Here is a 26,573-nt window from a genome sequence, read left to right on the forward strand (position 1 = left end):
ATCGATCGCGGCCTCTCGAGGTTCTGAAAACTGGAATGGCGACACCGCGGCTTAAGCGCGAAGGAATCCCGACTACTCCTGAATAGATAGCGTGCGGTCACGAGTTTATCATGCCGTCGTTATGAGTCGGCTCGATAGGAAATTTCAAACATGAAAGTAGGCGAATACTCTCAACAAGATGCTGCGGGTCCAGCATCTCTCGTAAGGAAGAGCGAAGTGAGGCCGTTAGATAACTTTGACGCTCCCTGCGCCCCAGTTGAGGAGCATGGCTCGGTCACCAGCCACACCATCCGAGCGCGTGGTCGAGCCCTGGCCTACAAGGCGACCGCTGGCACCCTGACCATCCGCGACGGTGACGGCAAGCCACATGCCAGCTTCTTTTACGTCGGCTACACGTTAGATGATCCGAAAGGCGGCCCGAACCATCGGCCCGTGACTTTCCTCTACAACGGTGGTCCGAGCGTCCCGAGCATCGGGCTGCACTTGGGTTCGTTCGGCCCCATGCGGCTCTCGATCACTAGCCCCGACGGCAAGGGCGCGGCGTCATTCTTGCTTGGTCCGAACGAGGAAACCCTGCTCGATAGAACTGACTTGGTATTCATCGACGCTATCGGAACCGGCTATTCGCGTGCTCTCGGCAAGACTGACCCGAAGGCATTTTGGGGCGTTGACCAGGACGCCGACGCTTTCGCCCGGGCCATCAGCCGCTACATCGTGTTGAACAGCCGTACCAACTCACCGAAGTTTTTGTTCGGCATATCGTATGGCGCGACCCGCTCGGCGGTCGTGGCCTATAACCTGCGCCAGCGCGATATCAACTTGAATGGTGTAGTGTTGCTGTCCTCCTGGTTGAACACCTCCGCAAGCGAACCCGGATTCGATCTGTCCTATGCACACTACCTACCTAGCTATGCAGCCGCAGCCTGGTTCCATGATAAGGTCCCGAACAAACCGCCCGACCAGGCCGCCTTCTTGGATGAAGTACGGGCTTGGGCGGGCGGCCCGTATGCGGCCGCCCTCTTTAAGGGCGACGGGGTCGGGCAGCCGGAGTTTGATCAGATCGCTGAGCAGATGTCCGCCTATATCGGAATCTCGGTCGACTACATCAAGAAGGCCAAGCTGCGGGTCAAGCGTGAGCCTTTCAGGCGCGAGCTGCTGCGCGACCGAGGCCGCACCATCGGTTTCTACGACAGCCGTTGTCTGGGCCAGGAAGAGGACGCCGCTGGCCAAGCAATCAGTTACGATCCGTCGACTGCAGCTTTGTCCGGCGCTTTCTTCGGGCTCGCGGAAGACTACATCATTGGCAAGCTGAAGTACGCGACCGACCTAGAATACCGCTTGGACACAAAGATCGGAACCGCGTGGGACTTTCGCCATACGATTATCAACGACGATTACCACGGCTTCATGACGGCGGGCGGCAGGAAGGCCAATGTGGCCCCGGTCTATCGCGATCTGGCTCAGACCATGCGTGAAAATCCGCGCATGAAGGTGTTGTCGCTAAATGGATGGTACGACCTGTGCACGCCCTTCTTGGCGACGGAATATGATCTCAACCACATGCTCTTGGACCCGACCATCAAGGCCAACCTGTCGGTCCTTTACTACCGGTGGGGTCACTCGATGCTTTGGGCCGACCCTGATGCACTGAAGCAGATGCGCGCCGATCTTGGGCACTTCTACGAGGTGGCCGCTCCGCAATAGCGTGGCGCTTGTTGAACGCGCTTGGAATCGCCGCGGGCGACCTCGGTTCGCGAGTTCATTCACATGTAAAGATAGAGGTCGCGCTTGGGCTCATGCGATATGCGGGCACTGAGGGTTCACCGGCAACAGATGAGCGCCTTCACGCCCGGGCACGGCCCTGCCTATCCAGCTTAGGTCGGGGCGACCGTCTCTCGTGCCGCGTGGACACCCCGCCAATCAAGCCCTTCGAGTAGTGCCGACGATTCCGCCGCTGACAAACGCATAACGCGATCCTCGTTCTTCAGCCAGCGGAAGACGCCTTCGTCGAGCTGCTTGAACAGGCACAAACCGTACCCATCCCAGAAGATCAGCTTGATCCGATCCGCCCGCTTGGCGCGATCGGCCTTCGTGTCTTCGCACACCAACATAACAAGTCCCTTCGTTCTCTTACGGAAATCGCCCTTCTTGGTTGCCACCATCATCCGGACAGCTCCGGATGGGCCGATTACCGGCCTGGCTTCAGCCCATGGAGGTGGCCGCGGTCTGCGCCTTGGCCAACCCTGATAGTGACGCCTTGGGCTCCGATCTCGATGTCGCTACGTCCGGCTTGGCGTGCCGTCGCGCTCTCTTGGCCTGTGGCCAACTGCCACCATCGGTACCGTGGCGTTCACTGCCGCGGTACAAACGGAAGATAGTTGACCATCGTCGTCGGCAACCGGCGCGCTTGCCGGCGCCACGTTAAACACTCGTTGTGGGGTCGGCCCATGTCCCCGGCAATCTCGGAAAACGACCGCGTCTCGTACTTAGCGTCTCCTCGACAATCCAAGCTTTGTACGTCCTTGGAGAACCAACGATGGCGTCCCGTCTCCGTAATCACTTCCAGCCCGCACGCAGTCACGTCCGACTTAAGCGTATGGTCAAGCATAGACACAAGCCGATCCCTAAAAGAGATTGATGAGATTCGCCTATCCCATGTGCCGCGGGAAGGTGGGAGCGGAACGAGGCTTATGACATAACGCCGATTCTAATAGAACAAATCTTCTATCGCGCGCTTCCGTCGCTACAATGCTCGGGGTAAGCACGTCCCAATGTAGCAGACTTCCGGTTCAGGACACTGGGAAGCCGCGGCTACAGATCACTACCCGTTCCGGATTGAGCCGTTCCACGCTGAAGGGCTCTTCCCCTATCAAATGCGGCGTGTTCGATCTTGCCGGTATCCTCAGGGGCGTTGTAAGCGTCTGTAATAAGTTTGTAACAGCTACATGCTCTTTGCTTGAGAGTCTCACGCTCATCAATCTGCAAGAGGCCACGCATCTTACGAATCAACCCTAGTCCTTCAAATCGGATTAGCGTCTCCGTTACTCCGGCGCGACGCAGTCCTAAGACCGAGGAAAGATAGTCATGGGTGACCGGAAGCACATGCGTATCAGCCGCGTCGCACGCCAAACATAGCCAAGTCGCGAGCCGCTGTTCACGATCGTGCCGAATGCCACACAATCCGGTCTGAGCACTGTGCAGGCTCAGTGCTTGAACGTATCGAAACAGATGTTCTCGGATTTCGGGGTGCTCATTGATCAGTCGAGCCAGATCTACGATGCGAATCCGGTACGCGTTTCCTGGAAACAGCACAACAGACTGATGAGTTGAGATATGTCCCCCCAACAAAAGCGAAACGCCGATTGCGCCACGAAATCCTATTACCGCCGTTTCGAGAACGCTCCCTGCGGCGACAATCCTCAGTGAGATAAGGCCTGATTCTATGAAGTAGACGTGCTCAGGACGTCTTTTGGGGTCTTGGAGAACCATGCGTTCTCTCAACACAATCGGCTCTAAGTACTCTCTTATTGCACCGAGATTTTCGAGCGAGAAACTCGCAAGAAGCGAATTTCTTATAACTGATCGCGCGTTGGACGGCCCGGCAGCAGCGTGCCCCCCTCGATTAAGACTTGGCCGTATAACCTCTGACATTCAGCCGAATTATCCTTTGAAAGAGCCAGATTGATCCTAGACATGCTGCTGGACCATCATCGGGACGACCTGGAGCCTGAACCGCCGCCCTCAGATCTTGTTTGGGTCCTAGTCAGGATGAAATAGCTGCATTCTACTACGCATTCAGTTTGTCTGTGCCTGCACGCCAGCGATATATGAATAACCTTATAATCCCGAAATAGACATCTTGCAATAGTACTCAGGTGTGTATACAGAAGCTCAAGGCTAACTATACCCGTTGCTGATGGAGGAAATTTGAGCCTTCAATTCGTGGGTGCGAAGGAGCCTACGGCGATAGAACAGCTTGCTCCGTCTTGCGACTTGCCGGTCGGCATCAATCGGGATCACAACATTAAGCCCTCGAAGCTACCTGCCATCCTCTAAGGAGCCGAGATCATGATCATTGATCACACGACGCTGCCGGCATTAACGCTGCGAGCTGCATTAGCCTCAAGGGCATTGTCTTCTTGGTTACGGGGCACGCAGTTCTATGAATCCAAAAGAACTTGAGCCCGGGGCATCCTCGTCAACGCCATCGAGCGATATGGTGACGAGGTCGCTTGACTGCGTTGATGTGGGTGTCGGCAACAAGCTTCAGTATGATGGACCGTGGATGCACGACTGCAACCAGGCCGGAGCTGATCGGCTTCGGCGAACCGCCGCGGCGGTCGCGTGCATATGCTTGGGTCGTTCTCGGGCAACACGCTGGTCGGCGCTGATTGCGCCAGCGGGCGTATCGCCTCGGACTAATTGTATTGATGGGCTGGCCTTGATGTCTCCGAGTAACCCTCAGCCCGACAAAGGAGGTCAGTAATGACCGTCATGGCTTCTCATGCAAGCTTTCGACCTGCGCGCCGCCTCGCAGATGTTGGCGTTTCTGAGATCCTCAAGATAGGAGCGGCCGCCCAGAGATTAAGGCGCGAAGGTAGGCCTGTAATTGTGCTGGGCGCGGGTGAGCCCGACTTTGATACGCCGCGTCATATCAAAGACGCAGCCGAGCGCGCCATTCGCGCCGGCCACACCAAATACACGATGCTTGACGGAACAATGGAGCTAAAGGCCGCAATCGCGGAGAAATTCCGCCGCGAGAACCATCTCATCTATTCCGCTGAGGAGATCACCGTCGGTGCTGGCGCCAAGCAGGTCATCCACAACGCCTTCATGGCGACCTTGGACCCGGGTGACGAGGTTATCTTGGCCGCGCCCTACTGGACCAGCTATGCCGACATGGTGCGCATCGCCGGCGGCACGCCAGTCGACGTGCTGTGCCGGGAGGAGAAGGGCTTTCGTCTCGATGCGGCCGATCTCGAGCGCGGAATCTCGCGGCGCACGCGTTGGCTGCTGCTGAACTCGCCGTCCAATCCGACCGGCGCGGCCTACTCAGCGGCCCAGCTTCGCCCAATCCTCGATGTGCTGAAGCGACATCCTCATGTCTGGCTGCTCGCCGACGATATCTACGAGCACCTCACGTATGACAGGATGCCATTCGTTACGGCGGCCGCGCTCGAGCCCAGCCTGCAATCCCGCACGATGACCGTCAATGGCGTCTCAAAGGCATATGCAATGACGGGCTGGCGCATCGGCTACGGCGGGGGGCCGCGCGAATTGATCGCGGCAATCGCGGTTGTGCAGAGCCAGAGTACGACCAATCCGTCCTCGATAAGCCAGGCCGCAGCGATTGCCGCGCTGACGGGTCCGCAAGATTTTCTGATCGAGCGCCGCGCCGAGTTCCAGCGCCGCCGCGACATCGTAGTCGATGCGCTCAACGCCATCGACGGCATCAGCTGCCGCCGGCCCGAGGGAGCGTTCTATACTTATGCGAGTTGCAGCGACCTGATCGGTCGCCGCACGCCTGAGGGCGTCACGATCGACAGCGATGCCATGTTCTGCCACTTTCTCTTGGAGAGACATGACGTGGCGGTGGTGCCGGGCAGATGTTTCGGACTTGCACCTTACTTCCGCCTGTCCTACGCCACCTCCGAACAAGATTTGTGTGAGGCGGTCGACCGTATCGCCAGAGCCTGCAGCGAGCTGTCATGACCCTTCGCAATGCCCGCACCGGAGGCCGGATCCTGATCGACCAGTTGGTCGCGCAAGGGGTGGAGCGCGTCACCTGCGTGCCGGGCGAGAGCTATCTGGCGGCGCTCGACGCGCTGCATGACAGCCCGATCGACGTCATGATCTGCCGCGCCGAGGGCGGAGCGGCGATGATGGCCGAGGCCTATGGCAAGCTTACCGGTCAGCCCGGCATCTGCTTGGTCACCCGCGGCCCGGGTTCGACCAACGCGGCGCACGGCGTGCACATTGCGATGCAGGATTCCACCCCGATGATCCTGTTCGTCGGCCAGGTCGATACCGGCATGCGCGAGCGCGAGGCGTTCCAGGAGCTGGATTACAAGGCGGTGTTCGGCACCATGGCGAAATGGGCGGTCGAGATCGATCGCCCCGATCGCATTCCGGAGCTGGTCGCGCGCGCCTTCCGCGTCGCGCTGCAGGGCCGTCCGGGCCCGGTCGTGATCTCGCTGCCGGAGAACATGTTGACCGAAACCGCGGCGGTCGCCGACGCGCCGAAGGTCGAGCCTGCGGCGAGCTGGCCGGCACCTTCGGATCTCGAGCGCCTCGGCGCGATGCTGGCATCCGCCAGGGCGCCGCTCGTCGTGCTCGGCGGCTCCGCCTGGACCGCTGACGCCGCCAGGGGCATCGCGCGCTTTGCCGAGCGTTTCGACCTGCCGGTCGCGACCTCATTCCGCCGCGCCTCGCTGTTCGACGCCGACCACTCGCATTATGCCGGCGATCTCGGCATCGGCCCGAGCCCGAAGCTCAGGGATCGCTTCACCGGCGCCGACGTCATTCTGTTGATCGGCGGCCGCATGTCGGAAATGCCGTCGTCGTCCTACACGCTGCTCGACATTCCCGTGCCGAGCCAGCAACTGATCCATGTCCATCCCGGCTCCGAGGAGCTCGGCCGCGTCTACCAGCCGGCGCTCGCGATCCAGGCCACGCCCGCAGCTTTTGCGGCGGCGGTCGAGACCATGAAGCCCGCGGCCGCGCCGGCCTGGAGGGGCGAGGCGGCCAAGGCGCACGCCGATTATCTGGCCTGGACCGACAAGCCGCGCGAGCTGCCCGGCAATTTCCAGTATGGCGAGGTCGTGACCTGGCTGCGCGATCGGTTGCCGAAGGATGCGATCGTCTGCAACGGCGCTGGCAATTACGCCGGCTGGATTCATCGCCACCATCGCTTCCACAGCTTCGCCGCGCAGCTGGCGCCGACCTCGGGCTCGATGGGCTATGGCGTGCCGGCGGCCGTGATGGCCAAGCGGCATCATCCGGATCGCGTCGTGGTCGCGTTCGCCGGCGACGGCTGCTTCCTGATGAACGGGCAGGAGTTCGCCACTGCCGTGCAGTACGACGCGCCGCTGATCGTCGTCGTCATCGACAATGCGCAATACGGCACCATCCGCATGCATCAGGAGCGCGACTATCCCGGCCGCGTCGTCGGCACCCAGCTCAAGAATCCGGACTTTGCGCTTTACGCCAAGGCGTTCGGCGGCCATGGCGAGCGGGTCGAGCGCACCGAGGATTTTGCGCCCGCGTTCGAGCGCGCGCTGGCCGCCGGCAAGCCGGCGATCCTGCACTGCCTGGTCGATCAGCGCGCGCTGTCGGTCGGCAAGGATTTCGTGCCCGAGGCATGATCCGGAAAAGTGCGAAGCGGTTTTCCGAGGAGATCATGCCCAATCAAAAGGCGAAGCGCTGATGACCGGAACGGGGCGCCACGTCGCGATCATCGGCGCCGGCGCGGTCGGCGTGATCAGTGCCATCGAGGCGCTGCGCGCGGGTCATCGCGTCACCCTGATCGATCCGGGCGAACCGGGCGGCACCCAGGCCGCGAGCTATGGCAATGCCGGCTGGCTGTCGTCGCATTCGGTGATCCCGCCGGCGGAGCCCGGCACCTGGAAGAAGGTGCCGGGCTATCTGATGGATCCGCTCGGGCCGCTCGCGATCCGCTGGTCGTATCTGCCGAAGGCGCTGCCGTGGCTGATCAAGTATCTGCTGTCGAGCCGGACCGGGGCGCAGGTCGAGGCCACCGCGCGGGCGATGCGCGATCTGTTGAAGGATGCGCCGCTGCTGCACAAGCAGCTCGCCGAGGAAGCCGGCGTGCCCGGGCTGATCGAGCGGCGCGGGGTGATGCATGTGTTTCCCTCGCGCGCGCCCTTTGACAGGGATCTCGGTTGGCGCATCCGCAAGCGCGTCGGGATCGAATGGCTCGAGCTCGACGAGAATGAGATGCGCCAGCGCGAACCCGATCTGCATCCGCGCTACAAATTCGGCGTCGTGGTGGAGGAGGCGGGGCGCTGCCGCGATCCCGGCGCGTATGTCGCAGCGCTCGCCGCGCACGCGATCGCGAACGGTGCCGAGCGCATCACAGCCAAGGCGATAGGGCTCAAGCTTGCGGGTGACAGGCTGGTCGCCGTTGTCACCGAGAGCGGCGAGATCGCCTGCGACGCCGCGGTGGTCGCCGCGGGCGCGCGCTCGAAGCAGCTGGCCGCATCGATCGGGGATCCGTTGCCGCTCGAAACCGAGCGCGGCTATCACGTGATGATCGAGAACCCGGAATCCGGCCCGCGCAATTCGATGATGGCCTCGGATGCCAAGATGGTGGTCAACTGGACCGACAAGGGCCTGCGTGCCGCCGGCACGGTGGAGATCGCAGGCCTCGACGCCGAGCCGAACTGGAAGCGCGCCGAGATCCTGCGCGAGCATCTCTTGAGCATGTTCCCGAAGTTGCCGAGGGACATTCCAGCATCGCGGATCAAGACCTGGTTCGGCCATCGCCCGAGCATGCCCGATGGACGCCCCTGCATCGGCCACAGCCGCGCCACGCGCGACGTGGTCTACGCGTTCGGCCACGGCCATGTCGGGCTGGTTGGCTCGGCGCGCACCGGCCGGCTGGTCGCGCAGCTCCTGAGCGGCCAGGCCCCGGAGATTCCGCTCGCGCCGTTTATGCCTGACCGCTTTCTTTGAATTTCATATAATGTACGACATCCGCCGGCGAGCTTGATCGTGACTGAATGCGTTCTCTTTATCTAAAACGGATGCTCCGAGCGAACATTCTTGGGCATGTAAAGAAGCCCGTACGCTTCTCGAATGGAGGAGGTGATCTCTTCCAGCCGTCGAGCAATGTGCTTCTGGAGGATAGCCACGCAGTGTTCAACATCTTTCATCTTCAGGGCCTGCGCGATTTCAAGATGCTCATTCTGCGTCGATTTGCGTCCACGACGATCCATATCAATCCACCTGACGCACCTAATGCGATCATTGATGTTGCGCAGTGTCTTAAGCATCTCCCTATTGCCGGTTAACTTCATGATCTCTTCATGGAATCGTTCATCATAGCCGACCAGCGTTGAAGTTGATGCTCCCTCAATATTTGCTGTCTGCTTAAGAAAATTGAGCAGCTTTTCGATCTCGGCGGGATCTCCGAGCTCAGCGGCAATGCGCACGCCGCCGCACTCAATAGCCGCTCGCAATTGATAAAGCTCGTAAATCTCTTGGGGGTCTAGAGAGCGACAAAAGAATCCTTTTCCCGATCTGGCATTCAGGAACCCTTCCATCGACAGGCGATTCAAAGCCTCGCGAAGCGGAGTTCTGCTGAGCCCCAGTTGCTTGGACAATTCGCTTTCATTCAGTCGTTCGTCCGGCTTAAGCCGAAACCTCGTTACCATCTCCCGAATCTGCTCATACGCTCTGTCAACCGAGCTCTCAAGTTCAGCTTCCTCTCGGGAAGTGGTTCGCTTCTTTTGGCCTAGTGCCTGAGCCATTGTACCCTCATAGCTTGATAAAAGCAGCTTAGTCGTATTCGGATCGGAATGCAATTTGCGGGCAGTGGGTCTCACCGCGCTTTCGCGATTGGAACGGGGGCCGATCTAGAGATCTAGATATCTGGTTGACACTGTATTCAGCATCGTATACTAATGCTGAAACCCGCGATTTGATCTGCAAGATCCGATTTCGGTGCCTGATCAGCAGTGTCCACACACAAAGGCGCCCTGCTCATACCTGTCCATTCGAATCGAAAGGTCTTTGTTCTCCCGGGCGTGTGCATCTGCGCGCGACTGCCCACCGTTCATTTGAACCCAGTGCGTCCTTTTCTCGAAGGTTCTCACTGTATGATCTAGATCAGTGCACGCCGACCTTGAGGTCGCCAACTAACAACCATGACGCGTCACGATCCCGTTCTCGGATGGTTGGGCAGAGGCGGCGGATGTCTACAGGTTCTCGAGCGGGGCTCTGATCGATGAAAGGTTAGTCGGTCTGGGCGGCTTTAGCGATTTTTCTTTGAGGCTTGTAATCCAAGGGCCTCTCGCCCGAAACAGCGGAGATACTGGATGGTCTATGTCAACAAGTCTGCTGCCTCTCCCCCAGGGTTCTTGGACGGAAAGCTGAAGTGTCTCTTTGTTGGTGGCCAATGGGTCGAGGCGAGGTCGGGAAAAAGGTTCTCGACCAGGAACCCCGCGACCGGCGAGTTACTAGCCGAGGTTGCTGAGGGTGATGCTGCCGATATTGATCTCGCCGTTGCGGCCGCGCGGCGCGCCTTTGACGGGCAGTGGAGCAATTGGAGGCCGGCTGATCGCCAGCGCTTGCTTCTCAAGCTCGCCGATCTTGTTGAAGCTGATATCGAGCAGCTCGCAATGCTTGATACGCTCGACATGGGAGCCCCGATTTCGCGAACAAGAGCAAGCAAACAGCGCGCTATCGGCATGCTCCGCTACTACGCCGGTCAGGCAGTTTCGATCCATGGTGAGACGATCGAGAATTCACTGTCTCGCGAAATCTTTTCCTACACTCTCAAGGAGCCGCTCGGCGTCATTGGTGCAATCATTCCATGGAACAGCCCATTGGGAGCTACGCTTTGGAAAATCGGGCCTGCGTTGGCGACGGGGTGCACCGTAGTGCTGAAGCCTGCTGAGGAAGCTCCTCTGACTCCGCTCCGGATTGCTGAGCTCTGCGCGGTGGCCGGTGTTCCGGAGGGGGTCGTCAACGTCGTGCCGGGCTACGGCGAGACAGCGGGGGCGGCTCTCGCGGCGCACAATGGCGTCGATAAGGTCGCCTTCACCGGTTCGCACTTAACTGGCCAAAAGATTGTCAGGGCATCGGCAGGCAACCTTAAGCGCATTTCACTTGAGCTAGGTGGCAAGTCTCCTGATATCGTTTTCGCTGATGCCGACCTAGATGCTGCCGTCCCGGGTGCTGCGATGGCAGTCTTTGCCAATTCTGGGCAGGTCTGCTCGGCTGGAACGCGCCTTTTTGTTGAGCGTCGGATCTATGGCGAATTCACGGCGAGAGTTGCGGACTTCAGTCGCTCGCTCAAGCTAGGCAATGGGCTCGACCCGCAGACTCAGGTCGGTCCGCTCGTCTCGTCCGAGCAGCTCGATCGAGTGACGGCTTATCTCACGCTTGGTGTGCAGGAGGGGGCCCGGTTGGTTTCTGGCGGGGCGCGCGCGACTGAGGGGCCGCTCGCAAACGGCTATTTTGTGCCGCCCACGGTCTTCGCTGACGTTCAGGACGAAATGACGATCGCCCGCGAGGAGATATTTGGGCCGGTACTTTCCGCCATTCCCTTCGACGATATCGACGAAGTTATCGCGCGCGGCAACCGCACCGAATTTGGTTTAGGCAGTGGCGTCTGGACGCGCGACGTATCGAAGGCTCATAGGCTCGCCAGAGCGCTCAGGGCCGGCTCTGTCTGGGTCAATTGCTATCAGACAATGGACCCTGCCGTGCCGTTCGGCGGCTATAAGATGTCTGGGTATGGGCGCGAGTCGGGGCTCCAACATGTGGAGGAATACCTCAACGTCAAAGCTGTCTGGATCAAAACTGTGTAAAGGCGCCGTGCGAAAGCCTGCCAGCAGGCGCGCTCTGGTCGGCGCGCCGCCAGCTATATTAGGAAGAGAAATATGAGTGATGTATCCCAACGAGTCCTCGTCGAACGCCGCGGTCCTCTAATGATCGTCACGATCAACCGACCCGAGGTCAAGAATGCCTTCGATTTAGAGACGGCGAAGGCCATGGAAGCGGCGATGGATGTTCTTGATCAGGAGGAGGGGCTCTTCGTCGGTATCATCACGGGCGCCGGCGGTACCTTCTCGGCGGGCGCAGATCTCAAGCAGGCAGCCGATGGCATTCCCCTCTCGGAGCTCGCTCGCGGCGGCTCGGGCATCCAGGAGCGTCCGCCCCGCAAGCCCTTGATCGCCGCGGTGGAAGGCTACGCCGTGGCCGGCGGCTTCGAGACGTGCCTCGCATGCGATCTGATCGTGGCGGCGCGCGATGCGAAGTTTGGTCTGCCCGAGGTTCGGTACAATTTGGTGGCGGATAGTGGACTTGTCCGGCTGCCGCGCCGTATGCCCTATCATTTGGCCATGGAGCTCGCGCTGACCGGAACTTTCAAGGATGCAACGTATCTCGAACGGCTTGGCGTCGTAAACCGAGTCTCGGAACCGGGCAAGGCACTCGAAGAGGCAATCAAGCTAGCTGAATTATTGTTGGCGAACGGACCGATGGCGCTAGCGGCGACCAAGGAGATCATCTTCCAGTCGGTGAATAACCCCGATGACGTGCGGTTCGCGAAACAGATGCCGATGGTCCAAGAACTACGCCTGTCCGAGGACACTCGCGAAGGACTGAATGCTTTCGCCGAAAAACGCAAGCCCGTGTGGAAGGGGCGGTGAGCGCAGCCGATCGGACATGATGACGCTTTATCAATGAAAGAGCAGTCCCGACGCTTGGCGGATCCTTCGAACGAACTCGCGGCACTATTCGCGTGTAAGAGGCGCGGCGATGGTGCGGATTGCTGAAGGCAACGATGCCTGTTTTGTGCCTGTGTAGATCAACCAGTGGCAGCCACTCACCCGCACAAGGTGGCGCGCAGTGTCTATGTAATGGTCCACGGAATACTGCAGGCTAGACCGGCGCCTGCGCTCTATTTGTCGTCTAGGGCGATTTCAAATCGAGGTTACCGACGTATGTCAAAAGAACTGAGAATAGATGAGCTTGAGCTCGATCTCCGTGTCGCGAATGCGTTGCGCCGCATCGAAGCGTTGGAAGCGGCCTATGAAGCCACCACGGTGGGAGAGCTGGTTGCGCTGCGGGCGCGTACACACGGCTCAGTGACGGCGATCGACGTCTTCGAGCGCGGCGAACGTGCGACCTACTTGGAGATGGAGCAGTGGTCCAACAAGTACGCACGCGCGCTGCAAGCATTCGGAGTTCGCAGGGGCGACCGCGTTGGTGTGATGCTTCCCAATCGAATCGAATTCCCTATTTTTTGGTTTGCGCTTGCAAAGCTCGGTGCGGTGTTGGTTTCGGTTAACATGCGCCATACACATCGAGAGATTGAATACATTTTGAGTGACACGCAAGCAAATTTCGCAATCGTCGATGAACTGGTATGGCCGGTTTTCTCCGCGATGGAGCCCTGGCCACGAGACCTCGCGAAGGAACGCGTGATCGTTGTGGGGCGATCTTCTGACAAATCGACGTTCCAAAAACTGGTCACGAAGGCCGATTCATCGTCCTTGGACGAAGGAGTCGGGTTCGATGATATTGCGAATATCGCGTACACCTCAGGTACAACGGGCTTTCCGAAGGGCTGTGTGTTGACGCACGACTATTGGGGGGTGACCTCCTATGCACACGCCTACACTGATCTTCAGCCGTATAAGGCGTACCTGTGTGTGGGACCGTTTACCTACGCAGAGAGCCCATCGCTTTTGCTCAAATCATATCGGCAAGGCGGCACGCTATATCTGGCTCCGCAGCTGAGTTCGACGCGCTTCGTCGACTGGCTGAACAAATACCGGATTGAGTGGTGCGGCTTCCCTGAGTTGGTTGCGCGGCAGGCCGAAGCTGACCACGTATCCACCAACCTTCGGCAGGTCGGGTACTTCGGCAACTGGAATCCTGAAGCGATCCGCCGATTCCGTGAGCGATTTGGCGTACGTGGCCAGGCTGGTTACGGGATGAATGAGATTGGGTATGGCACACAAATGCCCCCCGAGATGGAAGAGATGGAAGACTCCGGCTCCAACGGGATCCGCTCGCCTTTCCGTCAGTTGCGGTTAGTCAACGATGACGGTACCTCCACGCAGGTGGGCGACACTGGTGAGCTGTGGGTGAAGGGGCGGTCGATCTTTAAGGAATACTGGAATAACCCGGAAGCCACCGCTGCAGTCTTCGAAGGCGAATGGTTTAAGACGGGTGATGTATTTCGCCGTGATAAACTCGGCTTCCATTGGCTGGTCGGACGTAAAAAGGAGGTGATTCGACGCTCAAGCGAGAACATCGCTGCGAGAGAGGTGGAGGCCATCCTCCGCGAGCTCCCCCAGATCGTCGACGTGGCTGCGGTGCCCGTCGCCGATGCGAAGCGAGGTGAGGAGGTCAAGATTTATGTGGAGCTGAGGCATGGTGTCGCGCGATCCGATCTGCCGGTCGAGCGCATTCTTGAGCATGCTCGTGCGCGTCTGGCCGCATTTAAGGTTCCACGGTACATTGCCTTCACTGAAGCGCTTCCGAGAACCACATCTACTAACAAGGTGCTCAAGCGTGAGCTGACGAACATCAAGGATCCACTTGCGGACACTTATGATGCCGAAGAGATGCGATGGCGCTAAATTGCCTCACCGCCATTTCGAGGATTGCCTAACAGACGAATAGAGGTCGAAAGTAGACGTAAGGGTTCTTACGATCCCCCTGAACCGGCGCCGACGGCGGGCTGATGCGCTCGCCAGTCGCCCGCTTTGGATCTCAGCTTCTGGCATTAGGCTGAGCACCGATCTGATGATCGCGCGGCCTGTCCACCTAGCCGTCTAGCATCTTCCGAAAAATCCCAAAGCGGACCGATAAAACCGATTGCGTTCTGTCCTGAATGCAGATTAGTATGCGAATTGGGGCTCGCGAGACTGCGGCCACGCGACACCTGACCATAATCGATGGGGCAATCATGCCAGAACAAAACATCCAAGGATTGCGTGCAGATTGCGATGTTGCGAACAAGTTTTGGGGACGCATCTGGGCCGGGTTCACCGCAATTGTGTTCCGAGAAAAGGGCGAGGAAGCTGCCAAGCGCTTCATGGTCCTGAGCTTAGGACATCATCAAAGCAGCCATTACTTGGAGGGATTACGCAAGCTTGGTATTCGCGATGATGAGCCGCCAGCGGTGCGTGCGGCAAAATATCATTACCTGTCGAACGCGATGGGCGGCCTCAAAATGGAGTATATTGAGGAGTCACCCAAGAAGGTCTGGATCCGCTATTTGGCACCTTCTTGGGCCTATCCAGGCGTTGCAATGATGGCATTGCCGTCTTCTATCCGAAAGGGCGGTGCCGAAGCTTGGCACGCGAAGAACGGTGCACTAATGGGATGTCCGCGCCTCGGTTGGGTCTCCACGAAAAGCATCATGGACATGGAGCCGTATGATGAGGGTTACTTCATTGAGTACGACCATGATTTGGCACCTGGCGAGTCGTACCGCGTTGAACCTGCTGGCGTTACGCCGGAATTCGATCCCTCAAAGCAGCCACAGCTCGATCCTGTCGTCTGGCCTGAGGCGCGGCTTCTCAAGGCGCAGCGAAACCTGATGCGTCAATACTTCAGGACTGCCGTCGAGGTTCTCTTTCGGATGTACGGCGAGCAGTACACATATTTTCTGGTGGCGCAAGTGATGCGCGGCGTAGCCGTTCAGTTCACTCACGAGTTCAAGCTGGAAATGGGCATTGAAGCGTCCGACGCAAAAGGGGCAGCGGATTTTCACTACAATCTGCAGCGCGCATGCGGACAAGAAGTACGGCTAACGCCGTCGTGCGACGTGCACCGAGTGGCTGTGTGCTCACACCTACCATTGGGTCCGGAAAACGAGGCGCTGCGTACCGCACGATTCGAGTTCACGACAATGGCCACGCGTCTGATTAGCGGTCGTGTCTCTGTCGTACGAAAGTTGGACGGAGAGGCTGAAGTCTGGGAATTCTGCGACGCGGGACGTTGGCTTTGGTAAGATTGCTGATGGTGGCCCCTACGCTTAGTTCAAAACATGTCCCGCTGCAGCAGGGTGACAACTGCCTTGCTGATGATCGAATGCATCGCTGTTTTGGACTCGTTATCATACGATCGCACGCGGCCTCCGAGTGAATTGAATGGGGTACGCTTTTACACGTGACTAAGAGCCGGATCCACATCTCAAAAAGCTAGGCGCGTGGATGTCCGGAAGTCGCGATCATCGGTAATTGCAACGGCGCGTAGTGACAGTGCGGAACTGGGCTGGCGCCTTGTCCAGTCGCTCGCTCCTGTCCTCGCCGATTCGGTGCAAGTTGCCCTTGCAGGAGAACGAGTCTTCGTCGAGGTCGTCCTCAATCCGCGCAGCTGATGCGCCGGTAGGGCTCCGCGATTGTTGCGGCGCTTGGCGTCCCGTCTCCGTAATCATTTCCAGCCGGCACGCAGTCATGTCTAACTTAAGCGTATGGAAGTTCTCTCCTCATGCGGCAGCTCGTGTGAATGAGCCGGCAGCCCAGAGCTCGTCTTTACCACGATTGCGGTCAAACAAATTTGTCGACGTACCAGTTCGGATCCAACAAATTAGGGCCCATGACTAGCGGGGCAACATTCGACTTGCGCACTCTCCTGCATACAGGACAGTATAGCAAGGAGCTTGAGCCGATCAAGCTAGCGTGCGTGCCCCGCTCGCCGTTCCGAAAAAAATCGCAATCTCTAAGTTGGAAGGAAAACGTCAATGAGGAAAATAGTCTCGCGCCGGGTTGTCCTTACCAAAGGCGCCAATTTACTTGCGGTGCCAATGGTGCTTAGAGCCACCCGCGCGACAGCCAAATCAAATTCTGTGACATTCACCGGTTATGGCGGATCTTACCAGGAAACCTTGGTAAAAACCGTGATGAACCCTTTTACCGAAGAGACCGGAATTAAAGTCAATGTCGTGCCCATACCAGACTTGGCGAAGGTCAAGGCGCAGCTGCTTACCGGCAACGTTGAGTGGGATATTTACGAAACCTCGAGTTACGCGATGGAGTTTGGATCTAAGAATGGATTTTGGGAGAGGTTGGATCCTTCGATCTTTGACCTCGAAGATATGGCAGTCCCGCCGGCGAGCGATTACGTCGCCTTTAGTGTATATGTCGCCGGCGTCGCATGGGATCCAGCGAAACACGCTGCTGGAAAGCATCCGTCCAATTTTGCGGAATTTTTCGACTTAAAAGCCTTCCCGGGCCGCCGAGCCTTGCGCAATCAGCCCGTCGAGACAATGTCGATCGCCTTGATCGCTGATGGTGTGGCGCCAGAGGATTTGTATCCCTTGGATGTCGATCGCGCTTTCAAGGCGCTTGACCGGATCAAGCCGAGCATCGCTTCGTGGATCAACGCTGTTACTCAGTCAATTTCCTTGGTGCAGACTGGCGAGGTCGATTTTAGCTACACTTACGCCAATCGAGTCAAAGCCACTAATGAGGCTGGTGGTGGCGTGCCCTTGGCTATATCCTTTAAGCAGAACTTGTTGGACCGGGAATGCCTTGCGGTTGTCAAGGGCGCGCCGAACAGGGAGAACGCTATGAAGCTTCTCGCTTACTTCCTTCGCCCGGAAGTCCAAGCGCGGTTGGAAGATCAGATTGCTGGCATTCCGGTATCCAAGAAAGCTTTGCCGATGTTGTCGGCGGAGACTCGCAAATGGCAGCCAGATTTGAATAACCCCAACCATGTTCGTATTAACAGCAAATTCTGGGTAGACAACTTCGATTCGCTTTCGCGTCGGTTCAAGGAATGGGTCTTGAGCTGATTCCTTATTGTCACCGGTACGGGGGTGCCCAGAACCCATACGGCATCTTTGGGCGCCCCATTCAGAGCTAATCATTTGTCCGCTTAGACGGACCTTTGGGAATCTGGGAGCGCACGAACTAGCTTGTGAAACGTGGATGCTCGCAAATGAGGTCCGCAGGTTCGTGCAGCCGATTGGCGAAGCTCTGAACCGCCCCGCGTTTGCCGGAGGCCAATTGGTTTAAGTCATGCCGCCATGGCGGATTGTTCCAGCATGGGTAGCGTTGTTCGGCTTCGGCGGGCGGGATGTTTCCGATGGGCTCCAGGAGCCGCCGATTGTTGAACCAGTCGACCCATTCCAGGGTGGCGAACTCGACGGCCTCGAAGCTTCGCCATGGCCCGCGCCGATGGATCACCTCGGCCTTGTAGAGTCCGGCGATAGTTTCGGCGAGAGGGTTGTCATAGGAATCTGCGACGCTGCCGACGGAAGGCTCGACACCAGCTTCAGCCAGACGCTCGCTGTACTTAATGGATACGTATTGGCTGCCTCTGTCGCTGTGGTGCACGAGCCCGCCGCGATGGACCGGCCGCCGATCGTGCAAGGCCTGCTCCAGCGTACGAAGCCGGCGTGCGCCGTGCGCGAGGCCCGCCAGCCCACGATCCTGCTGGCATAGGCGTCGATGACGAAGGCGACGTAGACAAAGCGGGTCAAGGTCGCGACATAGGTGAAGTGGGAGAGCCAAAGGACGTTCGGCCTCGACGCCTTAAACCCTTGAACTGGCGGTTGACGTGATCCAGCCGGCAGGGCGTGGTCTTGTCGCTGATCGTGGTCCTGACAGGTTTGCCCCGGATCACCCTTGTAAACCCATGTCCCGCATCAAGCGCGACACCGTGCAATGGGCAACGTCAAAGCCTTCACGCTTGAGCTGTCGCCAGACCTTGCGCACGCTGTACACGGAGAAGTTCCGATCGAAGACGCGCCGCACCTCGACCTTCAACGCAGCGTCTTGCCTGGCGCGCGCCGACAGCTTGGCGGGATCGCGCTTTGGCCACATGGGCGTGGTAGGTCGAGGGAGCGATCGGCAAGACCTTGCAGATCGGCTCGACCCCATGCGCCCCACGATGATCATCGATGAAGGCGATCATGGTTTGGACCGGCGGTCGAGCTCCGCCATCGCAAAATAGGCGCTCGCCTGGCGCAGAATCTCGTTGGCCTGCCGAAGCTCACGGTTCTCTCGTTCCAGCGCCTTCAGCTTCTCGGTCGTGTCGATCGGAACGCCAGCTCGCTGCCCGCTATCGATCTCGGCCTTCTTGACCCAGCCGTTCAGCGTCTGCGGAGTGCAGCCGATCTTGGCCGCTATCGATGACACCGCCGCCCAGCGCGAAGGGGGCTCGCCAGCGTGATCCAGAACCGATCGCCGGCCCCCGACCTCAGGCGAAAATCTGTTCGTCGTCTTGCTTGTCATGGCTCCATCCTCTCAGGAGTTGGAGCGTGCGGCAAACCCGGGGCGGTTCACTCCGAAAAAGTCACGGACCCGCAGCGCTCGTTTAGTGGAAAGGTCGTGTACTTGACCAACGATGACCCGGCGGGACGGCGTCTAACCAATACGATCAGGGCCCTCGATCTAGTACGGCAAGATCCCAATCGATAGATCCTCGATAGTGGCCATGTTGGAACCAGCAGGATTAAATTTGGGGCGCCGGTAAAAATTTTGCTTGCGTACTTATCTGTATACAGTCCAGTATTGATCAATTCGCGGATCTCGCATGGGCTGGCTCAGCAGCCAGACCCCTTGAGTTCAAAAATAAAAATTCGCCGATCGCGATCGTAGGAAGGAAAACGTCCATGAGGAAAAAAGTCTCACGTCGCTTTATCCTTTTCGGAGGCACTAGCCTTGTCGCGGCGCCGACGGTGCTCAGAGTGACCCGTGCCGCAGCCAAGTTTGATCCAGTGACATTCACTGGGTATGGCGGGACCTACCAAGAAACCTTGGTAAGAACCGTGCTAAATCCGTTTACCGAAGAGACCGGGATCAACGTCAACGTTGTGCCTATCCCGGACCTCGCAAGAGTTAAGGCGCAGCTGCTTACCGGCAACGTTGAATGGGACATTTATGATGTCTCCGGTTCAAAGATCGAGTTTGGGTCGAAGAATGGATTTTGGGAGAAGTTGGATCCTTCGATATTTGACGTCGAGGATATCGCGATCCAACCAGCAACCGATCACGTTGCATTTAGTGTATTTGTAGCCGGCATTGCATGGAACCCAACAAAATACGGCCTTGGAAAACATCCCTCCAGTTTTGCAGACTATTTCGACTTGAAGAGATTTCCAGGCCGGCGGGCCCTTCGTAATCAGCCTAACGAGACGATGGAGATGGCGCTCGTCGCTGACGGTGTTGCACCAATGGATTTGTATCCGCTAGATGTCGACCGTGCCTTTAAGGCGCTCGATCGGATCAAGCCGAGCATTGCTTCGTGGATCAACGCAGTCACTCAATCGATCTCCTTGGTGCAGACTGGCGAGGTCGACTTCAGCTACACTTACGCCAATCGCGTGAAAGCCACTAACGAGCCGGGGGGCGGGGTACCCTTGGCTCTGTCGTTTGAGCAGAATCTGCTGGACACGGAAAGCCTCGCAGTGCTCAAGGGGGCTCCGAACAAGGAGGGCGCGATGAAACTTCTCGCCTACTTCCTGCGCCCGGAGGTTCAGGCGCGCTTCGAAAATCAGATTGCCGGCATTCCAGTGTCCAAAAAAGCTTTGGCGCTGTTGTCGGCGGAGACTCGCAAATGGCAGCCAGATCTGGATAACCCTAACCATATTCGCATTAATAATGGCTATTGGGTAAGCAACTTCAGCGAGTTGTCGCGTCGATTCAAGGAGTGGGTCTTGAGCTGATTGTTTTTGTCGCGGGTGCGGGTCTGCGCGGTCCGTACTATCGTTGTATTCAGGTTGACCATTCAGAGTTACTCATGGGTCAGATTAGTACTGTTCGTACGCAAGCTATTTTTATGTCGCCGGCGACATTGATAGCTACTGCAATCGTCCTGCCACCAATCTTGTACGTCGTCTTCACCAGCATCCACGGACCGGCAATGTCCATGGAGGCCTACCGTGACGTTCTAAGCAGCCGTTTATTTACTCGAACACTCGGCGTAACCCTCGTTATCGCCGCATCTGCCTCTTTTCTCAGCTTGCTCTTGGGGTTTGTCGTCGCTTTGCATCTTGCCCGTCAGAATGCCCGGCGCAGAACCATTTTGATGGTGCTCGTGCTCCTTCCTTTTTGGACGAGTATTCTGGTTAAATGCTTCGCGTTTACGATCATCTTAGGTCGCGACGGGATCATCAACACTATTCTGACTTCGATTTTCGACACGAAGATTCAGCTTCCGCTCGTGCTCAATCGTGTGGGTCTCCTCGTTGGCATGACCAATTCTCTCATTCCACTTGTCGTGTTGCCTGTTCTCGCCAGCCTGCTCGCGATCGATGATGCCATCTACCGTGCCGCCGCCATTATGGGAGCCAAGCCTGCCCGCATTTTCTGGACAGTCACAGTTCCTATGAGTCTCCCCGGTGTATTCGCCGGCGTGTTGAGCATCTTCGTGATGTCGCTGGGTGCTTTCGTGGTCCCAGCGCTACTTGGGGGCCCGCAAGATCAAATGATGTCTAATCTCGTGGATTTCTATAATCGAGAAGTCCTGGACTGGCCCAAAGCGTCAGCCATCAGCGTGATGCTGCTCGGTTTCGTTTTCATCTTCGCCGCTCCCGTCTCGCTTTGGCGGCGGAATAAGGTCTAGGGTTCGTCATGTCAGATATCATTCGCGACCCACATTCGCGCCGCTACCATACAGTTGGGGCCGCGTTCGCCGCGGCTATCTATGTGTTTCTCTTGGCTCCAGTGGTGGTGGCGGTCCCGATGGCCTTCGGTCCGACAAATACGCTAGCCTTTCCGCCGCCGAGTTACTCGTTCGATCTCTTTCGAATCTTCTTCAGCTCCCCCAGTTGGCAGGGACCGCTGTTCGAAAGCATTGAGGTCGCGCTAGCGTGTACGGCCGTGGCGATGTTTGCCGGTGTTCCCGCTGGCTACTGGATCGCGCGCCACGAATTTATCGGGAAACGGCTCGTTACAGGCATAATCATGAGCCCCCTCGTCGTTCCGACAATTGTTACGGGCCTTGGTCTATATCTCTATTTCTCTTACATTCGCCTCGAGGGGACAACGCTGGGTCTTGTGCTCGGGCATCTTATGGTGACGTTACCTTTTGTTGTCCTCATGATCGTAGCGGGCGTACAAAAACTAGACCGCAATCTCGAATTTGGCGCCGAATTGATGGGAGCCCGGCCGATCCGAGTGTTCGTTACAGTCGTCCTACCACAACTCGTTCCCTCCCTGGTGAGTGCTGCGTTCTTTGCTTTTCTCCTTTCGTTCGATGAAGTTATCATATCGTGGTTCTTGGCTGGCACCAGCTCGGTCACCTTGCCAGTCAAAATGTACAGCGCCCTCGAATATGAGGTTTCGCCGGTGATCGCGGCGGTGTCCACCTTGTTGACAGCGATTTCGCTGCTTGTCTGCATTGTCGCGATTGCATTCAAGAAGTGGGCTCCGACCGAGAGTTGAGCGGGCCGCTTGAAATCCGAACCGTCACAGATAAGGAACAGTTCTCAGTGTTGCTTCCCATTGTGAAAGAGGAAACCGTGAAAGAGATTTGGGTAGATGATCGGACGCGGGTTCTAAGTGGGCCTCAGATCCCTCCGACTCCCATCGCACCTGCAATTGCCCTCAAGGGCATCTCTAAGGCCTACGGTCCGGTGATGGCGCTGCATCCGACTGATTTGACAGTGAAGAAAGGAGAGTTCCTGACACTTCTTGGTCCATCCGGATCCGGCAAGACTACTCTCCTCAACCTAATCGCAGGCGCGACCACACCAACAGCGGGCGTCATTCTGCTGGATGAGCGAGACATTACCCGGAAGCCTCCGCGCGAAAGGGGGATTGGAATGGTATTCCAGAATTATGCCCTCATGCCCCATATGACTGTGTTCGAGAATGTGGCCTATCCACTGCGTGTGCGACGCCAACCCGCAAAGACAATCCGCGCCAAGGTGACGGAAGCGCTTGAGCGTGTTGGATTGCGTGGCTTCGAAGACCGTAAACCGCGTCAGTTGTCTGGCGGTCAACAACAGCGAGTCGGAATTGCGCGTTGTATCGTCTATTCGCCGGCCATCATTATGATGGACGAGCCACTTGGAGCTCTCGACAAGAACTTACGCGAGCAGATGCAGGGTGAGATCAAGCGGCTGCACAAAGACTTGGGAACGACCTTCATCTACGTGACCCATGATCAGGAAGAAGCGATGAACATGTCAGATCGCATCTGCCTTATGAATATGGGGGGAGTTGCCCAGCTTGGGACTCCTGAAGAATTGTACTTTCATCCCTTTAATCGGTTTGTGGCTGAATTTATCGGCGAATCGAATTTGATCCGTGGTCGAATGACCACCAGTGGCCGCGTCCAAATCGCTGAAAGCTACTCGGTTGCCGTTCCTGGTGCCGCCGGCATCGAAGGGGCAGAATTATTGATTATGTTGAGACCTGAGAAAGTGCGGATCACGGGTATAGATGGCCCGGTGGCCGATGATAGCAATGTACTGAACGGCGAAGTTGAAAGTTGTTCGTTTACCGGCAGTATAACCCGCGTGACGGTCAAGACGGAGAACGGCCTGAGCATAACGGCCAAGATGATTTCAGAGCAGATCCGCTCGAGACTTGCGGTTGGGGCGCGAGTGCGGCTGTGTTGGTCTTCGTCCGATCTAGTAGTGCTGGAGAAGTAATCGCCTGTAGACGGCACTCAGAATGGCGGGCAGGGATGTCCGTCGATGCAGGTCCGGCATTTCGGGCGCGGAACCCAGGCAGCGCACCTACCATCCGTACCGTCGTTCGGAGGCGCTGAGTCGCTAAGCGTGATCGAGAATGCGCGTCGTGATGACGCTATGAGGCCTGAAAACAGAAAGCGTGGATTATGGGCGTCCTAGAAGGAATGAAGGTTCTTGAAATTGCGTCGTTAGAGCCCGGACCGTTCTGTGGCACGCTGCTAGCCGCCCTGGGTGCCGAAGTGATTGTGGTAGAACGTCCGGCTTTCGATGCCGGTCATCCCAGACCATCGGAGATATTTAACCGAGGTAAGCAGTCGATCATCCAGGATCTCAAAAAGCCGGGAGCGGTCGACACGGTGTTGGAGCTTATCGAGCGCGCTGTTGCGCTCATCGAAGGCATACGACCCGGTGTCATGGAGCGGCTTGGATTGGGGCCGGACGTTTGCCTTACATGCCATCCCTCACCTGCATACGGCCGCATAACCGGCTGGGGACAATGCGGACCCTTGACACGTGCTGCCGGACACGAGTGTGATTATGTTGCCCTATCATGGGCGCTGTGGCTTTCCGCTCCGCCCGGCCAGCGACCGGCGCCAACCCAGACGATATTAGGCGACGTCGCCGTGGCGCGCTTTACTCGGCGATCGGAGTCCTTGCTGGCGTTTTGCGCACACGTCGGAATAGATGCGACCAAGTCGTGGAAGCAAACTTGATGGTTCCGCGCACCTGTTCAATCTCGTACTCTCTCATTGCAATGCGCGTGGGGCCTTGGAGGTTGGCAAGCCGGGCGCTGACGCCAGGCACTTTCCCCGATGCTAACGCTGTTCCGATGGCACGTGGATCAACGTCGTCCCGGACGAACCTTAGTTCTACGCCGAATTCCTCAAGCGTGTTGGCTTGGATGTGGTGCATACTACTTGACGGCACGGACGCGTGCTTCGCCACCGTACTTGATCCGCTAGAGGCTGCTGCCCGCCCTCACAACGTGGCGCGTCGGATCTATACGACAGTCGACGGTATATTGCAGGTGACCTGGGCGCCAAGGTTCTCGGCGACAGCATCGGCCCAGCCGTATCACGTACCGCCACGTGGGTCCCATACATACGACGTGCTTTTCCAGCCCAGCTCAGTCCACAGCAATTGGATCAACTAATGAACTCGGGTGCACATTTCGTTCACGTTCTTATCGCGATTCAGGCATCCATGCGCCAGCAGAAAGTCAAGCTGCCGAACACGCCGCTTAGAAGGGGATTCTATTGATGGCTTTTCCCTAGCTGTGCCCCTCCTAGATCGGGGAGTAGACCCTGGTGAGAGGTGCCCACATTTGTGGATGGGATATGGAGATGAGTTGAGCCGGCAATGAGCTTGGATCATGTTCAGATTTGCACTTGTCGCTTTCGTCAATCGGGTGACGTACACCGCAGAATGCTGAGCGACGGGCCGGCTTCCAAACGTGAACGAGAATCGTGCCTGATCCTTACAATCAGCATCATAAGGGCTCTTATCCCCGGGCTCCAACTGATCAGCTCATGCCCAGGTTGCTGCCTCCCGCTACTAGGTAAGGTATTTGATGCGCGCTACAACCATGAGCCACTATGACTGAGCCGCAAATCCTGAACGCGGACGGCATTACCGCCCCCTTGCAGCATCGTACGTTCAGACGTATCTGGCTTGCGAGTTTACTCTCGAACCTCGGGATTCTGATTCAGGCCGTTGGCGCGGCGTGGGCGATGACGCAGATGACGTCATCGGCTGACAAAATCGCGCTGGTCCAGACAGCTCTGACGTTGCCGGTCATGCTGATCGCGATTCCGGCGGGTGCCTTCGCCGACATGCACGATCGCCGCGTGGTCGCGCTAGTCGCTCTTTTGATCGCTCTGGCTGGTGCTGCCGCGCTGACGACGCTCGCGTGGCTCAATCTGGCCACGCCAAACTTCTTACTCCTGCTTTGTTTTGTCGTGGGAAGCGGTATGGCGCTGATGGGACCGGCTTGGCAATCGTTAGTCAGCGAACAAGTGCCGACGGACATACTACCGGCAGCGGTCGCGCTGAATAGTGTCAGCTACAACATTGCTCGGAGCGTGGGTCCCGCTATCGGCGGCATCGTGGTAGCGAGCGCCGGTCCAGCGTCGGCGTTCGCGCTGAACACGTTACTCTATGTTCCCCTGATAGGTGCGCTGTGTCTGTGGAAGCGCCCCCGTGAGCCTTCTCGTCTGCCACCTGAAAAATTCGGTCGAGCCATAGTGTCTGGTGCGCGGTACATCCGGAATTCGCCACCCATCAAGATCGTTTTGACCCGCGCCATGATAACCGGCGTGTTCGGCGGCTCCATAATCGCGTTGATGCCTCTCGTGGTGCGCGATCTACTGCATGGTGGAGCGAAGACCTATGGTCTGATGCTCGCGTGCTTTGGTCTGGGCGCAGTGATCGGGGCGTTAAAGATAGCCGAGGCGCGCAAGCGGATGACTGGCGAGGCCGCGATCCGCGGCTGTGCACTATACATGGGCGGAGCAATCGCCGCCGTTGCAGTAAGTCGTAACCCGATGTTAACGGCGGCGGCCCTGATTTTGGCAGGCGCAGTATGGATCATGGCAGCGACGCTATTCAATATCGGCGTGCAACTATCGGCGCCGCGCTGGGTCGCGGGGCGCTCGCTCGCAGCTTACCAAGCGGCGGGATCAGGCGGTGTTGCGGTTGGTAGTTGGGGGTGGGGCCATCTTACCGATGCCGCCGGCGTCGAAACAGCGCTCCTGGTTTCCGCGGCACTGATGCTGACCTCTCCACTCATTGGGCTCTGGCTGCGCATGCCTCGCATCAACGCGCCCGCTAATGAGGCCGAGAAGCTCGCGGATCCTGAGGTGCGGCTCGCACTAACGGGACGAAGTGGGCCGCTCGTAGTCGAGATCGAATATCGGGTCGCGCAGGAGAACGCGCGAACATTTCAAAACTTGATACATGAGGTGCAGCTGTCACGTCAGCGCAATGGGGGCTTCGGCTGGTCAATCGCGCGCGACATTGCCGATCCCGAATTGTGGATAGAACGCTATCATTGCCCTACGTGGCTCGAATACTTGCGTTATCGCGGTCGCACGACGCAGTCCGAGCGCGAGATGGAAGGGCGGCTGATAGCCTTACATCGCGGTCCTAGCCCCGTCCGTGTCCGTCGCATGCTTGAGCGGCCGTTTGGTTGACCTTCCCCCTAAAAAGTGGACAGGGT

The 26,573-nt window shown here is 58.0% G+C and carries 18 protein-coding genes, 2 pseudogenes and 1 other annotated feature; of the genes and pseudogenes, 15 read left to right on the plus strand and 5 right to left on the minus strand.

From position 1 onward, the window contains the following. Positions 1–150 precede the first annotated feature (150 nt). Complete coding sequence (locus ACVINW_RS18905; RefSeq protein ID WP_456752691.1) at positions 151–1,704, plus strand: S10 family peptidase; 1,554 nt, start codon at positions 151–153, stop codon at positions 1,702–1,704. 170 nt (positions 1,705–1,874) lie between these two features. On the opposite strand, the gene tnpB is transcribed toward ACVINW_RS18905, so the two are convergent. Next, the gene (gene tnpB / locus ACVINW_RS18910) at positions 1,875–2,165 is read right to left on the minus strand and encodes an IS66 family insertion sequence element accessory protein TnpB (protein ID WP_456752692.1); all 291 of its coding nucleotides are present in this window, start codon (positions 2,163–2,165) and stop codon (positions 1,875–1,877) included. Positions 2,166–2,811: 646 nt separating this feature from the next. After that, the gene (locus tag ACVINW_RS18915) at positions 2,812–3,651 is read right to left on the minus strand and encodes a Crp/Fnr family transcriptional regulator (RefSeq protein WP_456752693.1); all 840 of its coding nucleotides are present in this window, start codon (positions 3,649–3,651) and stop codon (positions 2,812–2,814) included. A gap of 834 nt (positions 3,652–4,485) precedes the next feature. Between ACVINW_RS18915 and ACVINW_RS18920 the strand changes: the two genes are divergently transcribed. From ACVINW_RS18920 to ACVINW_RS18930, 3 genes are all read left to right on the plus strand, one after another. Beyond that, complete coding sequence (locus ACVINW_RS18920; protein WP_456752694.1) at positions 4,486–5,712, plus strand: pyridoxal phosphate-dependent aminotransferase; 1,227 nt, start codon at positions 4,486–4,488, stop codon at positions 5,710–5,712. Then, entirely contained in the window at positions 5,709–7,364 is a 1,656-nt protein-coding gene (locus ACVINW_RS18925) for a thiamine pyrophosphate-binding protein (protein ID WP_456752695.1), read from the plus strand. The genes ACVINW_RS18920 and ACVINW_RS18925 overlap by 4 nt, the downstream gene beginning before the upstream one ends. Positions 7,365–7,425: 61 nt before the next feature. Then, the gene (locus tag ACVINW_RS18930; protein ID WP_456752696.1) at positions 7,426–8,694 is read left to right on the plus strand and encodes an NAD(P)/FAD-dependent oxidoreductase; all 1,269 of its coding nucleotides are present in this window, start codon (positions 7,426–7,428) and stop codon (positions 8,692–8,694) included. 62 nt (positions 8,695–8,756) lie between these two features. On the opposite strand, the gene ACVINW_RS18935 is transcribed toward ACVINW_RS18930, so the two are convergent. Next, entirely contained in the window at positions 8,757–9,491 is a 735-nt protein-coding gene (locus ACVINW_RS18935) for a GntR family transcriptional regulator (protein WP_456752697.1), read from the minus strand. A 567-nt stretch (positions 9,492–10,058) separates the two neighbouring features. Here ACVINW_RS18935 and ACVINW_RS18940 point away from each other — a divergent pair. The 4 genes from ACVINW_RS18940 (at position 10,059) to ACVINW_RS18955 (ending at position 15,718) form a co-directional block, all read left to right on the plus strand. Continuing rightward, positions 10,059–11,555, plus strand: a complete 1,497-nt coding sequence (locus ACVINW_RS18940) for an aldehyde dehydrogenase family protein (protein WP_456752698.1) — start codon at positions 10,059–10,061, stop codon at positions 11,553–11,555. Positions 11,556–11,627: 72 nt separating this feature from the next. Next, on the plus strand, positions 11,628–12,398 hold the full coding sequence (locus ACVINW_RS18945; protein WP_456752699.1) for a crotonase/enoyl-CoA hydratase family protein: 771 nt from the start codon (positions 11,628–11,630) through the stop codon (positions 12,396–12,398). Between the two features lie 294 nt (positions 12,399–12,692). Further along, positions 12,693–14,339 (plus strand): class I adenylate-forming enzyme family protein, encoded by a 1,647-nt coding sequence (locus tag ACVINW_RS18950; RefSeq protein ID WP_456752700.1) that lies wholly within the window; start codon positions 12,693–12,695, stop codon positions 14,337–14,339. Positions 14,340–14,668: 329 nt separating this feature from the next. Continuing rightward, positions 14,669–15,718, plus strand: coding sequence for a hypothetical protein (locus ACVINW_RS18955; protein ID WP_456752701.1), 1,050 nt, complete (start codon positions 14,669–14,671; stop codon positions 15,716–15,718). Positions 15,719–15,943: 225 nt separating this feature from the next. On the opposite strand, the pseudogene ACVINW_RS18960 reads toward ACVINW_RS18955, so the two are convergent. Continuing rightward, positions 15,944–16,131: pseudogene (locus ACVINW_RS18960) on the minus strand (IS66 family transposase zinc-finger binding domain-containing protein); the annotation flags it as partial. A 319-nt stretch (positions 16,132–16,450) separates the two neighbouring features. Here ACVINW_RS18960 and ACVINW_RS18965 point away from each other — a divergent pair. Continuing rightward, on the plus strand, positions 16,451–17,503 hold the full coding sequence (locus ACVINW_RS18965) for an ABC transporter substrate-binding protein (RefSeq protein ID WP_456752702.1): 1,053 nt from the start codon (positions 16,451–16,453) through the stop codon (positions 17,501–17,503). 118 nt (positions 17,504–17,621) lie between these two features. Here the strand turns inward: ACVINW_RS18965 and ACVINW_RS18970 are convergent. Next, a pseudogene (locus tag ACVINW_RS18970) lies at positions 17,622–18,947 on the minus strand (IS3 family transposase). Next, positions 18,553–18,669: a sequence feature (AL1L pseudoknot), on the minus strand. (Overlaps the previous pseudogene by 117 nt.) Before the next feature lie 380 nt (positions 18,948–19,327). Here ACVINW_RS18970 and ACVINW_RS18975 point away from each other — a divergent pair. The 6 genes from ACVINW_RS18975 to ACVINW_RS19000 all read left to right on the plus strand — a co-directional run bounded on the left by ACVINW_RS18975 (position 19,328) and on the right by ACVINW_RS19000 (position 26,547). Next, positions 19,328–20,380, plus strand: coding sequence for an ABC transporter substrate-binding protein (locus ACVINW_RS18975; protein ID WP_456752703.1), 1,053 nt, complete (start codon positions 19,328–19,330; stop codon positions 20,378–20,380). Beyond that, on the plus strand, positions 20,365–21,279 hold the full coding sequence (locus ACVINW_RS18980; RefSeq protein ID WP_456752704.1) for an ABC transporter permease: 915 nt from the start codon (positions 20,365–20,367) through the stop codon (positions 21,277–21,279). Before ACVINW_RS18975 ends, ACVINW_RS18980 begins: the two co-directional genes overlap by 16 nt. Before the next feature lie 8 nt (positions 21,280–21,287). Further along, a complete protein-coding gene (locus ACVINW_RS18985) occupies positions 21,288–22,100 on the plus strand; it encodes an ABC transporter permease (RefSeq protein ID WP_456752705.1) in 813 nt (270 codons plus the stop codon). Next, positions 22,097–23,314 (plus strand): ABC transporter ATP-binding protein, encoded by a 1,218-nt coding sequence (locus ACVINW_RS18990; protein ID WP_456752706.1) that lies wholly within the window; start codon positions 22,097–22,099, stop codon positions 23,312–23,314. The genes ACVINW_RS18985 and ACVINW_RS18990 overlap by 4 nt, the downstream gene beginning before the upstream one ends. Positions 23,315–23,520: 206 nt before the next feature. Continuing rightward, positions 23,521–24,069, plus strand: a complete 549-nt coding sequence (locus ACVINW_RS18995; RefSeq protein WP_456752707.1) for a CoA transferase — start codon at positions 23,521–23,523, stop codon at positions 24,067–24,069. Positions 24,070–24,951: 882 nt separating this feature from the next. Next, the gene (locus ACVINW_RS19000; RefSeq protein WP_456752708.1) at positions 24,952–26,547 is read left to right on the plus strand and encodes an MFS transporter; all 1,596 of its coding nucleotides are present in this window, start codon (positions 24,952–24,954) and stop codon (positions 26,545–26,547) included. Positions 26,548–26,573: the final 26 nt, after the last annotated feature.

It is taken from the genome of Bradyrhizobium sp. USDA 4461 (genome assembly GCF_054055655.1).

What these genes read in the sequence shown, in the direction of transcription:
- ACVINW_RS18905 (WP_456752691.1), top strand. Translation starts at nt 151, where the DNA reads ATGAAAGTAGGCGAATACTCTCAACAAGATGCTGCGGGTCCAGCATCT.
- tnpB (WP_456752692.1), bottom strand. Translation starts at nt 2,165, where the DNA reads ATGATGGTGGCAACCAAGAAGGGCGATTTCCGTAAGAGAACGAAGGGA.
- ACVINW_RS18915 (WP_456752693.1), bottom strand. Translation starts at nt 3,651, where the DNA reads ATGTCAGAGGTTATACGGCCAAGTCTTAATCGAGGGGGGCACGCTGCT.
- ACVINW_RS18920 (WP_456752694.1), top strand. Translation starts at nt 4,486, where the DNA reads ATGACCGTCATGGCTTCTCATGCAAGCTTTCGACCTGCGCGCCGCCTC.
- ACVINW_RS18925 (WP_456752695.1), top strand. Translation starts at nt 5,709, where the DNA reads ATGACCCTTCGCAATGCCCGCACCGGAGGCCGGATCCTGATCGACCAG.
- ACVINW_RS18930 (WP_456752696.1), top strand. Translation starts at nt 7,426, where the DNA reads ATGACCGGAACGGGGCGCCACGTCGCGATCATCGGCGCCGGCGCGGTC.
- ACVINW_RS18935 (WP_456752697.1), bottom strand. Translation starts at nt 9,491, where the DNA reads ATGGCTCAGGCACTAGGCCAAAAGAAGCGAACCACTTCCCGAGAGGAA.
- ACVINW_RS18940 (WP_456752698.1), top strand. Translation starts at nt 10,059, where the DNA reads ATGGTCTATGTCAACAAGTCTGCTGCCTCTCCCCCAGGGTTCTTGGAC.
- ACVINW_RS18945 (WP_456752699.1), top strand. Translation starts at nt 11,628, where the DNA reads ATGAGTGATGTATCCCAACGAGTCCTCGTCGAACGCCGCGGTCCTCTA.
- ACVINW_RS18950 (WP_456752700.1), top strand. Translation starts at nt 12,693, where the DNA reads ATGTCAAAAGAACTGAGAATAGATGAGCTTGAGCTCGATCTCCGTGTC.
- ACVINW_RS18955 (WP_456752701.1), top strand. Translation starts at nt 14,669, where the DNA reads ATGCCAGAACAAAACATCCAAGGATTGCGTGCAGATTGCGATGTTGCG.
- ACVINW_RS18965 (WP_456752702.1), top strand. Translation starts at nt 16,451, where the DNA reads ATGAGGAAAATAGTCTCGCGCCGGGTTGTCCTTACCAAAGGCGCCAAT.
- ACVINW_RS18975 (WP_456752703.1), top strand. Translation starts at nt 19,328, where the DNA reads ATGAGGAAAAAAGTCTCACGTCGCTTTATCCTTTTCGGAGGCACTAGC.
- ACVINW_RS18985 (WP_456752705.1), top strand. Translation starts at nt 21,288, where the DNA reads ATGTCAGATATCATTCGCGACCCACATTCGCGCCGCTACCATACAGTT.
- ACVINW_RS18995 (WP_456752707.1), top strand. Translation starts at nt 23,521, where the DNA reads ATGAAGGTTCTTGAAATTGCGTCGTTAGAGCCCGGACCGTTCTGTGGC.
- ACVINW_RS19000 (WP_456752708.1), top strand. Translation starts at nt 24,952, where the DNA reads ATGACTGAGCCGCAAATCCTGAACGCGGACGGCATTACCGCCCCCTTG.